The organism is Methylophilales bacterium MBRSF5, from assembly GCA_001044335.1.
In the GTDB taxonomy this organism is placed as follows: domain Bacteria; phylum Pseudomonadota; class Gammaproteobacteria; order Burkholderiales; family Methylophilaceae; genus BACL14.
This window is the reverse complement of sequence record CP011001.1, coordinates 409,251-424,527: the sequence shown is the minus strand read 5'-3', so window position 1 is coordinate 424,527 and position 15,277 is coordinate 409,251. Positions and strand designations below refer to the sequence as shown.

Genomic DNA, 15,277 nt, shown 5'->3' with positions numbered 1-15,277 from the left:
TTGAAGTCAATAATCGTTCAAGCCCCAGCAGGTTCTGGCAAAACTGAATTATTAACACAGCGCTTTATAAAACTACTCGCACATGTCAATTCACCAAGAGAGATTTTGGCTGTTACCTTCACAAATAAAGCTGCAGCTGAAATGAAAAATCGAATAACGAATTATCTTCAAAATAAAACTACGCCTAAAAATGACACGACAAAAAAATTAATTGATCTTTTAAATAAAGAAATCGCAAGAAGAGGAATTGCTGTAGATGAAGTCATCTCAGAGTTAAATATCCTAACCATTGACGCACTTAACCAACAAATTATCAATTCCACCCCCCTGCTCACTAAGTATGGATACCAGTCATCTATCATTGAAGATCCTTCCCCCATCCATTCTGAGATCATAAAAAAAGTTATTTATGCAGAAAGTAATTCAGATCATATTCATAAAATTCTTCATACATTAAACATTGAATTCCCCCAGCTCGAAAAATATTTATTGGAGCTCATGACAAATAGGGATAAGTGGATCCACTATATCTTTGATGATGAAAATAGTAACCAATTTAATAAATATATCCAGCAACAGGAGGAAGAGTCTCTAGCACATTTACAAAAAATTTTTAAGCTTAAGGACTCAATACGTTTGAAAAAAAGTGAATTACTCCACTTTATTGAATCGATTTATACCAAACAAAAAAGCATAAGAAAAAATATTAAAGAGGAGGATTTGGCGTTCTTTAAAAAAAATTCAGCCAGTAATGACATTGCAAGTACAGAGTGGCCAGATTTTGAAAGCTTTGAGAAAGAGTACTACTTTCTAAATATTTCTAACTTGCAGCAGAGCGACATCATGCAGACGTTAGCACCAATCCTCAAAGAAGCATATGCAAGAATCAAATTGTACTTCAGTCAAAATAAGGTAATTGATTTTCCTGAAATTACCCTACAGGCTTTACTAGCTCTTAAAAATGAATCAGGGTTTACTGATTTAAAAAGCTACCTCAACATAAAGTTTTCTCATATTCTAGTCGATGAATTTCAGGATACAAATAAAAACCAGTTACAATTATTTGAATACCTTACGCATGAATGGGGGCCTGAAAATACTTTTTTTTGTGTGGGTGATCCAATGCAGTCGATTTACCGATTTCGACAATCTGACGTTAGAATTTTTTTGGATGTTATAAAAAATGGGGTTGGGAAGATAAAGTTAAATCATATTATCCTCTCAGTAAATAACAGATCAAAAAGTCGCCTAATTCATTGGTTTAACTCACGCTTTTCTAAAATTTTTACAGAACAAAATATTGATAATGGAAGTATTCAATATCAATTATGCAACCCTAGAATTGAGGATGACAGTGGCTCAATAAATTTTTTATCATACAGTCCTGAATCATCCTCACAGTCTTCAGACATCGAGGCAGAATTAATCTGCCGGCAGATATTGGCTAGTCAACATGAATCTATCGCTGTAATTGCAAGGTCACGAAATCATCTGAAACCAATTGTTTCTTATATCAAAAAAAATTATGCTAAACAGATTCCAATCAATGCGATCGAGCTTGAATCTTTAATCAATCACCAATGTGTGCAAGATATTCTTGCATTGACATTAGCGATCTTTGATTTTAGTGATCGCACACATTGGATTGCCACAATCCAGTCACCGTTATGTGGATTAGCTATTAAAGATCTCCATATCCTTTTTGCCAATAAGGATGAGAATATTTGGAAACTGATTAATTCTGAAAAAGTTAATGAATTAAACAGCGAGAGCCAAAAACGAATTAAAAACTTAATTAAGATAATTGAAATTCATTATTCTTCTATGCACTCGGCTAAGTGGAGTGAAATTATTAGAGCATTGTGGGTAGACTTAGCAGGAATTAAATCTTTATATGTAAAAGAGGACATCGAATATATAGATTACTATTTACGCATCCTTCAGAATTTTGATACGAATGAAATAGACAAAGAAGTTTTAATTAAAACCGTTACTGAAACCATGGTATCCGATGTAAATAGTAATAAAAAAGCTGTTTCTTTTTTAACTATCCACAAATCAAAAGGATTAGAATTCGATCACGTCATTATTCCGTGTATAGATAAATCCACCCGACCCAATATCCCCTCATTGGTCAATTTTGATCACATGGATGGGGCAAATAAAAATATTTCATCCATCAAAATCAATGATGATGAAATCTACTCATTACACGGTTACCACGAACAAAAAAATAAAATTAGAGAGCATAATGAATTAAAAAGACTGCTCTATGTCGCTGTTACCCGCGCTGCCAGTCAGCTAGACCTTGTAGCAGGAATAGACGAAACTACCAAGAAAAATACTTTCTTACATTTTCTTAAGGATGATTTTTATCCAACAGATCCTCAAAATATTGAGGTTGATGCCCCTTCAAGTAAATATGAAAAATTTTCACCAAATTTATTTAATATCCCTTTGTCGGATTATATTAATGGCAAGAAAAAAAGTTTGGACGAATTTTCACCTATTTCTGTTAAAGAAAAATATAGTATTGAAACCGAAGAAATCTATGTGGGCATCATCGTTCATAAATATCTTGAGTTTTTACATAAAAATTTAAAAATACATCACCATGTTCAATTTATAGAAAAAATGCTGAATAGTTTGAATGTCGATAAATCTCTGAATCACAAAGAGATCGTTAATGAATCCATGACTTGCATTAACAATATCCACCAAACTGAATCAGGCCAAAAGATTTTAAAAAAATATGATAACGATCAATGTGAACTCAAGATTTCAGTTCCAAATAAAGATCAAACAAACTACCGTGTAGATAGGACATTTTTAATTAATAATGAACGTTGGATTATTGACTACAAATACCACAAAGAAGAACACAACTTAAACTCATTAGCACTTAATTATAAGAATCAGTTGAATCAGTACTCTTCCTTTTTTAATGATTGCAACATAAGACAATTTATCTATTTCTTAAAACAAGGTGAGTTAATTGAGATTTAATCTTTAAGTTCGCCTACAAGGGATTTAATATTATTCAGTTTATCAAACGGGTCCTCAAAATCACCTGCCAAGGTTATCTTGTTGGGTCCATCAAGCTTAATGTGTTTATTTGTCTGGACCAGATCAATGATCTTTAATGGATCGACGTTATTCTTTTCCCTAAAATTCAAACTAATAGTTTTCTTTCCAGCATCAATTTTGGTCACATCTAAATCTTTAGTTATTATACGAATATGATGAATGATAAACAAATTTTCAGTCTGCTCAGGAGCAACTCCGAAACGATCAATGAGCTCTTCCTGAATCATTTGTAAATCTACTAATGACTCACATGATGACAGTCTTTTATAGATCACAAGACGTTCATTAGGGTCGCCACAGTATTGATTTGTCAGTATCGCTGGGGCATGGATATTAATCTCATTGTTCTCGTTATAGTCAGCATTAATATCAAGCATCTCATTATTTTTTAGGTGAGCCACGGCTCGATTAAGCATCTTTAAATACATTGAAAAACCAATTTCATGAATCTCACCACTTTGCTGGTCTCCTAATATTTCTCCAGCACCACGAATCTCAAGATCATGCATCGCTAAGAAATAACCAGAGCCTAAATCTTCAAGATACTGGATAGCTTCTAATCTTTTTTTGGCTTTACTAGTAAGGCTTCGATTTTCGTCAATTAGTAAGTATGCAAAAGCTTGATGATGCGAACGACCAACTCGACCCCTTAATTGATGCAATTGGGATAATCCAAAGCGATCTGCATTGTTAATGATAATTGTATTTGAGGTAGGTATATCGATACCTGTCTCAATAATAGTTGTGCATAGTAACAAGTTAAATCTTTGCTGATGGAAATCTTGCATAACCCTTTCAAGCTCTTTTTCTTTCATCTGGCCATGAGCAATGGCCACTTTTGCATCAGGCATAATTTTTGTTAATTTTTCACTGACTGCATAGATTGAACTTACATCATTATGTAAAAAGTAAGCTTGTCCTCCACGATTGAATTCCCTTGTTAAGGCTTCTTTGATTATTCCTTCTGAAAAATTCTTAACCATGGTCTTGATTGACAATCTTTTTTGAGGGGGTGTGGAGATGATTGAAAAATCTCGTAAGCCTTCAAGTGACATAGACAAAGTTCGTGGTATGGGTGTAGCTGTTAAAGCCAGGAAGTCGGTATTTGTTTTAAACTTCTTAAGCATTTCCTTTTGACGAACGCCAAAACGATGCTCTTCATCAACAATAATAAGGCCAATATTATCTATTTTTATATCTTTTTGTAATAAACGGTGAGTGCCAATGACAATATCTACTTTTCCATTAGCCAGTTTTTCCAGAACCTCATTTTGTTGCTTATTACTTTTAAATCTTGAGATTTCCTCAATCTCAACAGGAAATGAGCTAAATCGGTCAACAAAATTATTATAATGTTGGCTAGCAAGCAGGGTTGTTGGCACTAATATGATTACCTGACGACTATTCATGATAGATATAAACGCTGCTCGCATTGCCACCTCAGTTTTACCAAAACCAACATCACCACAGATAAGACGATCCATTGGTCTTGCAGATTCCATATCTTTGATTACAGACTCAATCGCCTGCATTTGATCTGGAGTCTCCTCAAAGGGAAATTCATTCGCAAATTTCTGATACTCAAGCAAGTCAATTTTTGAGACCAGGCCCTTCTTCTTCTCCCTTTGCGCATATAAATTTAAAAGTTCTGCTGCTGTATCATAGACCTGTTTTAACGCCTTTCTTTTTTCTTTTTCCCACTGCCCTGAACCCAATTTATGTAATGGTGCGGATTCGATAGGTCCGCCTGTATATCTAGAAATGGAGTTTAACTGTGTGACAGGTACATACAGCTTGTCCTCTTTTTCATAAGTTAACAATAAAAATTCATTTATTGATCCCAGCATATCCAATTGGACAAGGCCTTGATAACGACCAACTCCATGATTCTCGTGGACAACAGGATCACCAACTGCTATCTCAGAAAGGTCTTTAATTACAACCTCGGCGTTGTAATCCTTGCTTTTATAATTTGATTTTTCTTGATGGATGAAATCAGGAAATAAATCATACTCCGTGAATATATCGAAATATTCATCAGAAAACCCCTCTTTCAATGGAGATTGAATAAGCTGATGCTCAATTACTGGATCTAAGATATTAACGCTTTCAGATCTCTTTAAATTAAGGTCACACTCGGTCAGCATCTTATGAATTGTTTCTCTTCGACCTAAGCTCTCAGCTGAAATGATTATTTTTCTGGGGCACTGGTTAATGTAATTCGCTATATTTTTATAGCCGTCCTTATAATCGATAGTAATTTTAGGTAGCGGATTATCAACTACATCAAAATTAAGATTTTTAAAACGATTTAAGTCCTGATGAAATTTTACAGAATCCATCATAATTTCTTCTGGATTCAATATAGGTCGCTCAATGTCGTAAGCATACATCTTGAATCTTGTTTGAGCGTCAAGCCAATAGTGATCTATGCTGGATGATAATTTAAAAGGGACATCAATTAATGTTTCATCAGGAAGATAATCAAAAATTGTATTCGTCTCTTGAAAGAAAAGTGGTAAGTACCATTCCATTCCAGAAAAGGGAGTCTTCTTTGATATGTTTGTATAAATCGATGACTTACTTGGATCACCAGAAAATCTTTCACGATAATTTTTTCTAAAAGTTTCAATAGATAATTCAGTAAGTGGACATTCTCGCGCCGGTAGAATTTCAATCTTGCTTGTTGGGTAAATACTTTTTTGCGTTTCAACATCAAAGGTTTTTATACTTTCTATTTCAGTATCAAAAAAATCTATCCTGTACGGAATGGTAGATCCCATAGGAAATAAATCAATCAACCCTCCCCTTACCGCAAACTCACCTGGATGGAAGACCTTCTGGACATTGATGTATCCATTTTCTATCAAAACTGTTTTTAAGGACTCTAAATCGACCTTTTGTCCCTTGCTATAAAAAAAACTGTTCTGCGTGATGTATTGTTTTGGAGGCAAATAGTTTAATGCTGATGTTGCTGGAATAATTAAAATATCAAAAGCTTTCTGGGTGACTAAAAATAGTGACTTTAAACGATCTGAGATTAAGTCAGGATGAGGTGAAACGGTATCGTAAGGCAACGTTTCCCAATCAGGGATCATAGAAACAACAAGATTTTGATTAAACCAGAGCATCTCCTGCTGAAGCCGAGCAGCAACATAACTGTCTTTAGTGAATATAACTAACGGAGTATTTTTTGCGCTTAGTTCAGAACAATAAAATTTTATTATCTGGTAAGCGTAAGATGTGTAATTCAGTATATTTTTTGTATTTGTATTCATTTGGCTTTAAAATTAATCAGTCATTATAAACACATTCAATCGACATGGAAGATAAAGAAATTATTGCTATAAAAGCACTCGATTATGTAACCGATAATACTGTGATCGGATTAGGGACTGGATCAACAGCAAATTTTTTTATTAAACACCTTGCTAATAAAATTAAGAATGAAAGATTAGATATACAGGTTGTGGCAAGCTCCACCGTATCTGAAATAGAAGCCCAAAGAAATAAATTAAATTTGATTGGTATCGATACACTAGAGACTCTTGATCTCTATGTGGATGGTGCAGACGAAATTACGAATGATTTAAATGTACTAAAAGGACGTGGCTACGATTTAGTCAAAGAGAAGATACTTGCCCAAAGTGCTAACAAATTTATCATAATTGCAGACCATTCAAAGAGGGTTAATCGTATTGGAGAAAATAATCCAATTCCTATTGAGATCTTAAAAAGTACTTGGAGATTAAGTAAAAAAATTCTAGATAAATTTGGTCAGGGAAGCTTAAGAAAAAATGCAGCTGGAGATGCATATGCCATCTCATCTGCTGGGAATTATATTTTAGATTACTCTTTTGATGAAATGCCATTAAGAGATTTACATGAAAAAATCTTATCTACCCCAGGGGTTATTGAAACAGGTATTTTTTATGCAATCACTGACTGCGCCTTAATTGTTGATAATGGGCACATTGAAATACTTTCTAAATAGAAATCGTCGTTTTATTTTTCATATAAGGTTGTAATGCCGATGGAATGTTGATAGATCCATCTGCCTTTTGATTATTTTCCATTATAGCCACAAGCGTTCGACCTACCGCAAGGCCTGAGCCGTTCAGTGTATGGACTAGTGTATTCTTACCCTCTTCATTTTTAAAGCGAGCTTTTAGCCTTCTTGCTTGGAAATCTTCACAATTGGAGATTGAAGAAATTTCTCGATACTGTTGTTGTGATGGAAGCCACACCTCAATATCGTATGTTTTCGCGGCGCCAAAACCCATGTCACCAGATGATAGTGTCATCACCCGATATGGCAAATCAAGGGCTTTTAGAATATTTTCTGCATGAGAAAGCATCTCTTCCAACGCCTCATAGCTTAATTCTGGTTTGGTTATTTGAACCATCTCGACTTTATCAAACTGATGTTGACGAATCATCCCCCTGGTATCTTTACCATACGAGCCTGCCTCGGATCTAAAGCATGGGGTATGTGCAGTCATCCTGATAGGTAAGTGTTTTGCATCAATTATCTCATCACGCACAGTATTTGTGAGAGAAACCTCTGAAGTGGGAATTAGGTATAAGCTTTCATCTTCATTCTTCTGAGTGACAAACAAATCATCACCAAACTTAGGCAACTGGCCCGTTCCTAATAAAGAATCGCCATTCACCAGATATGGGGTGTAGTATTCAGTATATCCATGATTTTCGGTGTGTGTATCAATCATAAATTGACCGATTGCGCGATGCAGCCTGGCAATATCATTTTTCATGAAAACAAAACGAGAGCCCGAAACTTTAGCGGCTGTATCAAAATCGAGTCCAAGAGGTGCGCCTAGATCAACATGATCTTTAACCTCAAAATCAAATCCAGGGAGTGTGCCAACCTCTTTTACTAATTCGTTACTTGTTTCATCAGGGCCCAATGGGACCGACTCATGGGGCACATTCGGAATGAGAAGTAAAAAGTTATTTAATTTTTCTTGGATTAATGCAAGTTGTAATTCAAATTCTTTTGATTGTGCTGATATGTTGGAGACTTTATTCAGGACGTCACTTGCATCCTTACCTTGTGACTTTAATACACCAACCTGTTTTGAAAGATCATTTCTTTCTTGTTGGAGTTCTTGAGTTTTTATTTGGATATGTTTTCTCTCTTCTTCGAGTGAATTAAAAAAATTAACTTCTAGGTCAAAACCCCTATATTTTAAAATTTTTTCTAATGACTCTATGTCATTTCTCAGCAAGTTAATATCAATCATTATTATTTTTTTTTATCTAAATCTTTTAGAAAATTTAATTTCTCATTAATTTTAATTTCCAACCCACGGTTAGTTGGAGAGTAGAATTGTATCGGATCTAGCTCATCAGGGAAATATTTTTCTCCCGCCGCATATGCGTGTGGCTCATTGTGAGCATAACGATATTCCTTGCCATAACCAATATCCTTCATTAATTTTGTTGGCGCATTTCTGAGGTGAATCGGAACATCGTAATTATTATGATCACTGACGTATGCCTTAGACATATTATATGCCTGATAGGCAGCATTGCTTTTAGGAGCAGCTGCTAAATATAAAACTGCATTGGTAAGGGCCAGCTCTCCCTCTGGTGTGCCCAGTCTCTCAAATATTTGATAGGCTTCAAGCGCAATGGTTTGGGCTCTAGGGTCTGCCAAGCCAATATCCTCAATAGCTATTCTTATTATTCTTCTGGCAAGATATAGCGGATCAGCTCCACCATCTAGCATTCTTTGAAGCCAATAGATTGAAGCATCAGGGTCTGATCCCCGCACTGATTTATGCAGCGCTGATATTTGATCATAAAATTGTTCTCCGCCCTTATCAAAACGTCTATAAGAAGATGATGCAATTTTTTTTATTAAATCAATATCAACCTCTATCGGTTTATCTTTGGAGTAAAAATAAATAACCTCAACGAGATTCAGCAGTCTTCTTCCATCCCCATTCGCGTATTCAATAATAAACTCTGCAGAAGGCTCATCAAGCTTAATATTTTCTTGAATGGATAAGGCTTTATTTAATATTGTTTTTAATGCCTCATTAGATAGTGAATTAAGGATATACACCTGGCAACGACTCAATAGGGCGGAATTAACTTCAAATGATGGGTTTTCTGTTGTTGCCCCAATAAATGTAAAAAGTCCATTTTCAACATGAGGCAAAAAAGCATCTTGTTGGCTTTTATTAAATCGATGGACCTCATCAATAAAGAGCATTGTTTTTTTTTGATTCTGCTCTTTACTAAAATTGGCTTTATCAACTGCCTCGCGAATATCTTTTACGCCTGATAAAACTGCGGACAGAGAAATGAATTCGTAATTAACTGAATTAGCTATTGCATATGCAATAGATGTCTTTCCCACTCCAGGGGGTCCCCATAAAATAATTGAAGGAAGTTTATTAGACATCACAGCATTTCGTATTGGGCAATCATCCCCTAAGAGGTGATCTTGACCAATAACATCATCAATGGTTTTTGGTCTTAAAATTTCAGCTAATGGTTGCGATAAGGTGTTCATATTTTAATTCTTAATTACCTCAACGTTGTCTGGAACATTGAAAAGGAATGATGCCTCATCAATGTTGGGATTTTGTATGATATTAACAAAATTTATAATGATCTTATTCTGAAGACCATCAACGACTCTCATGCCGTGGATCTTATCTTCATTGAATGAAATTTCTATGGATTGATAATCGATTTCCTTTGATTTTGACTCGCAACGATACCAGACCTCATCATCAATAAGAATTTTTGTAACCTTAAAAGACTCCTCAATGTTATTTAGAAAGAAAATATTTGCAGGGTTGTTATTTTTAGATTGACTGAACTTAGACATAATCACTTGAGATAAGTCTGGGTCATAAATATAGACTGTCTCTCCGTCACCAATAATTTGATTTTGATGGGGTGCTTGGTATATCCACTTGAAAAAGTGAGGTTTTTTGAAAACAACCTCACCATTAGCCTCTTCAATTAATTGGGATTTGTTGTCATACACCGTTTGGCTAAATTGTCCGGAAAAAGCTATTGTTTTATTGAGGAGGTTTGATAACTCATCAGCAGGGGCAGCCAATAGTAAATTGATATTTAAATAAAAAAGAAGCATGCATGTAATGGATTTTATCACTCTTGATTTGGCTGGATAACCTCTCGGTTTCCATTACTTTGCATAGGTGAAACAAGTCCGGCTTTTTCCATGTCTTCGATTATTCGTGCCGCGCGATTATAGCCGATACGTAAATTTCTTTGCACGTATGATATTGAAGGTTTTTTAGATTCAATAACCAATTGAACTGCTTGATCGTATAACGGATCTTTTTCTCCATTTACATCGCCTGAGGAGCCTGAAGTAAATTCCGCGGACTCTTGTGAGTTAATTACCTCCTCCACGTAGTTTGGCTTGCCTTGTTGTTTGAGAAAACTTACCACTTTGTGAACCTCTTGATCCGAAACAAATGCTCCATGAACTCTTGAGGGGTATCCTGATCCAGCCGGAAGATAAAGCATATCTCCCTGCCCTAAAAGATTTTCTGCTCCCATTTGATCCAAAATCGTTCTTGAATCCACACGGCTCGATACTTGAAATGCAACTCTTACAGGAACGTTAGCTTTGATTAATCCAGTAATTACGTCAACAGAAGGTCTTTGGGTAGCCAACACTAAGTGAATACCGGCAGCCCTCGCTTTTTGTGCAATTCTGGCAATTAACTCTTCCGCTTTTTTACCGACAACCATCATTAAATCTGCAAGTTCGTCGATCACAATCACTATCAGTGGCATGGATTCAAGGACTTCAGGATTTTCAGGATCGGTGGAAAAAGGATTGGTCAGTGGGGACCCGGAATCTGAAGCCTTTTTTAACTTTTCGTTAAACCCTGAAATATTTCTTACACCAAATTCTGCCATTAACCTATATCGTCTATCCATTTCTTTGACCGACCAGTTAAGTGCATGACCGGCTTCTCTCATATCTGTTACTACAGGAGTGAGGAGATGAGGTATGTCCTGATAAACTGACAGCTCCAACATTTTTGGATCAATCATGATTAATTTGACTTCATTTGCTTTGGCTTTATACAAAAAGCTCAGTATTAAAGCATTAATGGCAACCGACTTACCAGATCCTGTTGTACCGGCTATTAAAACGTGTGGCATTTTGCCAAGATCAGCAACCACCGGCTTTCCTGAAATATCTTTCCCCAACGCTATGGTCGTCAGCGATGCAGTGTCTGCAAACGTTTTCGAACTCATAATTTCTGAAAGATAAACAATCTGTCTTTTATTGTTAGGAATCTCAAGGCCCATATATGTTTTTCCAGGAATGGTTTCAACCACCCTCACACTAGTTACAGATAATGACCTAGCTAGATCTTTTGAGAGGTTTGTCACCTGACTACCTTTCACTCCCGCAGAAGGTTCAATCTCATAGCGAGTAATTACAGGGCCTGGTTGCGCTGAAATAACTTTTGCCTCGATTCCAAAATCTAATAATTTCTTTTCAATTAAACGTGAAATGAATTCTATTGTTTCAGGTGACTGCTGATCGACTTTTTTAGGTGGTTGATCAAGTAGATGTAAAGGAGGTAAATCCCCATCTGAGCTTAATTCATCAAACAGAGTAGTTTGTTTTTCTTTTTTAACCCTGGTGCTTTCTTTAATATCATTCCTAGGTATTAAAATTTCAACAGGCTTGCGATCCTCAAGTTTTTTTCTTTCATTTTCAACATACTCAATTCTTTGTTGCTCAAATTTTTTACCGGCTCTTCTGTCAAAAAAATCATTCACCTTAATAGAAATTTTATTTATCAATTGCAAGCATATCTCGCCAATTTTTTCACTTATAGTTAACCATGACCAACCAGTAAAAAGACTTAATCCCGATGCAAGACTAATCACTAATAGTAGAAGTGATCCTATGTAACCGATAATTCCTCTAAACAATGAATCTATAGATGAACCAGCCAACCCCCCCTGCAAAGAAGCATAGGATGCTTGAAGGTTGATTACATGCCCAGCCTCTAGAGCTGAGGATGATAAGAGAAAAATAGCAAACCCAAGATAGTTAATCCACAATACTCTTCTAGAATTTTCGGTATTTTCAATCCTCTTGTAAATTAAATTTATTGAATAAAAAAGCAAGAAAACAAACCACCACGATGATAAACCAAAGAGATAAATCAATATGTCAGATAAGTATGCGCCAAAAGCACCGCCAAGATTAAAAATTTGGTCTTGAGATTGTGTTGTGTGTGACCAAGATGGATCTAATGGATTGTATGTAGCTAAAGCAATAATTAAATAAATTCCACTAAATAAGAGAAGTAAAAAAACAATTTCTCTTAGTGCGCGATCAATCGTTTTTTTTTCAAGCAAGGCTTGATTTAATAAATCATTAGACTTTTTTTTATTTTTTTTATTTAAAAACAATTTAATTATTCTGGGGTTTGTTTAAAAAATTATATCAGCTAGTACGTAATTTTCGGAACCATTCTGATAAATATTTGCTCTGAAAAATTTAGTCAATTAAAATGCTTACTGATATTAAATATAGGTTCCATTATGCATGCAAAGTTAATTATTTTAGGTTCAGGTCCAGCAGGTTATACATCAGCAATTTATGCCGCTCGAGCAAATTTGAAACCAGTCCTTATTACTGGGATACAACAGGGTGGACAACTTATGACAACAACAGATGTTGATAATTGGCCTGCAGACTCCAATGGAGTGTTAGGGCCAGATCTCATGACACGATTTGAAGAGCATGCAAAAAGATTTAATAGTGAAATTATATTTGATCAAATCAGTGCGGTTGATTTCAAGAATAAACCGTTCACGTTAACAGGTGATAATGGCACATACACAGCAGATTCAGTCATCATCAGTACAGGTGCATCTGCTAAGTACTTAGGGCTTGATTCAGAAACAAAGTTTATGGGCAAGGGAGTGTCAGCCTGTGCAACCTGTGATGGTTTTTTCTACAAAAACCAGGATGTTGCTGTTGTTGGAGGAGGAAACACAGCAATTGAAGAAGCCCTTTATTTATCTAACATTGCAAATCATGTCACGCTTATTCATCGACGTGATCAATTTCGAGCTGAAGCGATTGAGATGGAAAAAATTCATAAGAGAGTAGAAGAAGGAAAAATTTCTCTAAAAACTTTTAAAGTACTTGATGAGGTTTTAGGTGATGAATCTGGGGTAACGGGATTAAAACTTGCAGATACTGTTAATGGAAGTATCGAAGAAATTAGAGTATCAGGAGTATTTATAGCCATCGGGCATAAGCCTAATACTGATATCTTTGAAGGTCAGTTAGAAATGGAAAATGGTTACATCATTACCAATAATGGAAGAAATGGTAATTTTACCGCCACATCAATACCAGGTATTTTTGCTGCTGGGGATGTCCAAGACCATATTTACAGACAGGCAATTACCTCAGCTGGAACAGGCTGTATGGCTGCTCTAGATGCTGAAAGGTATTTAAGCAACAATGAGTGACAATGATCTTTTCAAGAAAGAAATAGGTGAAGTAAAGCCTATAAAAAGAAAAGATACGGTTGACACTTATAGCCAGATCCCAAAACCAAAACCTGTTGCTAAAAAATTTTTAGAGGATGAGAAAAAAGTACTAACTGATTCAATCAGTGATAATTTTGAATCCATTGATTATTTTTTAGCAAGGGATGAATTGTTCTACATCAAAAAAAATCACTCACCTGACATTGTAAAAAAATTGAGAAATGGAAATTGGATTGTTGAGGAGTCAATTGACCTGCATGGACTCACATCAGATGAAGCTAAAGCAGCTCTTGTGGAATTTATTTCATACTGCAAACAAAGAGGCATTCGTTGCATCAGGATAATTCATGGAAAAGGATACAACTCAAAAAATAAAGAGCCGGTATTAAAAAATAAAGTGAAGAAGTGGTTAATCCAAAAACAAGAGGTAATATGCTTTGTTCAAGCGCCTAACCATGACGGTGGTGGTGGTGCATTAATCACCTTGCTTGAGAAGTAATTTTAATAAGACAAACAACTTCAACTGCAATACCCTCTCCTCTTCCAATTGCACCCAATTTTTCCATTGTCTTTGCTTTAATATTTATATCATTAACAGAGCACATCAAATCAGTAGAAATATTTACTTTCATCTGATTAGAAAAATTCAAAATCTTTGGAGCTTCACATATGATAGTTGCATCGATGTTTGACACTGTATATTTCAATTCCTCCATCTTTTGATAAACCTCTTGTAACAACACTCTTGAGTTAATGTCTTTATACTTTTGATCGTTGTCAGGAAATAGTTGTCCTATATCACCTAGACCCATAGCTCCGATAAGTGCGTCGCATATTGCATGGAGAAGGACATCTGCATCAGAGTGGCCCTGTAAACCCTTATCAAAGGGAATATGAACCCCCCCAATAATACAAGGGCGTCCCTCAACCAGGGGGTGAATATCAAAGCCATGTCCAATTTTAAATTTACTCATAATCTAAGCAAAATCTTCCGGAAAGGTGATTTTTTTATTATCAGCTGAGCCTTTAATCACAACCGGCTTAAATCCTGCATATTCTAAAGCTTGAGATTCATCAGTTGGATTTCCTGGAAAATTCTCTAACGCTTTAAGTAGGATGTTGTATGGAAACATCTGTGGGGTGTGAGCTAACCATATTTTATTTCGATCAATTGTAGAGGTAATTTGCATAGACCCATTTACTTCCTTAACGGTATCCACACATGGTATAGCCATAATTGATCCATGATCTGTTTTTAATGTTTGGTCTATATAATTAGTTAATTGAGAACTTGTTAGATATGGTCTTACGGCATCATGCACGATAACCCAGTCCTCCTCGCCTACCTCATTGGCAATCATCTTCAGAGCATTTTTTACTGTATCTGATCGATTATCCCCGCCACACAAAATAAACTCAGACTTGGAGCAGAAATTTTTTTTTAATGGAAGCAACAAATCTAAAACAACTCGATTGACAGCAATGTAAATTTTGTGAATAACTTCGATATCAAAAATACGGTGGGTTTTTTCCAGAATCACTTCATCGTCGATATGCAGTAGCTGCTTTGGGACCGAGGAGCCAAAACGTTGACCTAAGCCTGATGCAGGAATTATGGTGAAGATCTTCATCACCAAAT

Annotated in this window: 11 protein-coding genes; 4 read left to right on the top strand and 7 right to left on the bottom strand. The window is 35.6% G+C overall.

The annotated features are described in order from the left end of the window. Complete coding sequence (locus UZ34_02350; GenBank protein AKO64288.1) at positions 1-3,006, top strand: hypothetical protein; 3,006 nt, start codon at positions 1-3, stop codon at positions 3,004-3,006. Here the strand turns inward: UZ34_02350 and UZ34_02345 are convergent. Continuing rightward, positions 3,003-6,365 carry a transcription-repair coupling factor gene (locus tag UZ34_02345; GenBank protein ID AKO64287.1) on the bottom strand — a complete coding sequence of 1,121 codons (3,363 nt, stop codon included), beginning with the start codon at positions 6,363-6,365 and terminating at the stop codon, positions 3,003-3,005. The two genes, UZ34_02350 and UZ34_02345, sit on opposite strands and share 4 nt — an antisense overlap. Positions 6,366-6,409: 44 nt before the next feature. On the opposite strand from UZ34_02345, the gene UZ34_02340 reads away from it, so the two are divergent. Further along, a complete protein-coding gene (locus UZ34_02340; GenBank protein AKO64286.1) occupies positions 6,410-7,081 on the top strand; it encodes a ribose 5-phosphate isomerase in 672 nt (223 codons plus the stop codon). Here UZ34_02340 and UZ34_02335 read toward each other — a convergent pair. The 4 genes from UZ34_02335 to UZ34_02320 are packed head-to-tail and all read right to left on the bottom strand — an operon-like array spanning position 7,074 to position 12,543. Then, positions 7,074-8,351 carry a seryl-tRNA synthetase gene (locus UZ34_02335; protein AKO64285.1) on the bottom strand — a complete coding sequence of 426 codons (1,278 nt, stop codon included), beginning with the start codon at positions 8,349-8,351 and terminating at the stop codon, positions 7,074-7,076. The genes UZ34_02340 and UZ34_02335 overlap by 8 nt on opposite strands. A 2-nt stretch (positions 8,352-8,353) precedes the next feature. Beyond that, positions 8,354-9,631, bottom strand: a complete 1,278-nt coding sequence (locus UZ34_02330) for a recombination factor protein RarA (protein ID AKO64284.1) — start codon at positions 9,629-9,631, stop codon at positions 8,354-8,356. A gap of 3 nt (positions 9,632-9,634) precedes the next feature. Further along, positions 9,635-10,222, bottom strand: a complete 588-nt coding sequence (locus UZ34_02325) for a hypothetical protein (protein ID AKO64283.1) — start codon at positions 10,220-10,222, stop codon at positions 9,635-9,637. A 17-nt stretch (positions 10,223-10,239) separates the two neighbouring features. After that, on the bottom strand, positions 10,240-12,543 hold the full coding sequence (locus tag UZ34_02320; GenBank protein ID AKO64282.1) for a cell division protein FtsK: 2,304 nt from the start codon (positions 12,541-12,543) through the stop codon (positions 10,240-10,242). A gap of 132 nt (positions 12,544-12,675) precedes the next feature. Here UZ34_02320 and UZ34_02315 point away from each other — a divergent pair, with 132 nt between their 5' ends. Together UZ34_02315 and UZ34_02310 are read left to right on the top strand one after the other, a co-directional pair. After that, entirely contained in the window at positions 12,676-13,617 is a 942-nt protein-coding gene (locus UZ34_02315) for a thioredoxin reductase (GenBank protein AKO64281.1), read from the top strand. Next, a complete protein-coding gene (locus UZ34_02310) occupies positions 13,610-14,137 on the top strand; it encodes a DNA mismatch repair protein MutS (GenBank protein AKO64280.1) in 528 nt (175 codons plus the stop codon). Before UZ34_02315 ends, UZ34_02310 begins: the two co-directional genes overlap by 8 nt. On the opposite strand, the gene UZ34_02305 is transcribed toward UZ34_02310, so the two are convergent. Further along, positions 14,118-14,612, bottom strand: coding sequence for a 2-C-methyl-D-erythritol 2,4-cyclodiphosphate synthase (locus UZ34_02305; protein ID AKO64279.1), 495 nt, complete (start codon positions 14,610-14,612; stop codon positions 14,118-14,120). The genes UZ34_02310 and UZ34_02305 overlap by 20 nt on opposite strands. Before the next feature lie 3 nt (positions 14,613-14,615). Beyond that, entirely contained in the window at positions 14,616-15,269 is a 654-nt protein-coding gene (locus UZ34_02300) for a hypothetical protein (protein ID AKO64278.1), read from the bottom strand. Positions 15,270-15,277: the final 8 nt, after the last annotated feature.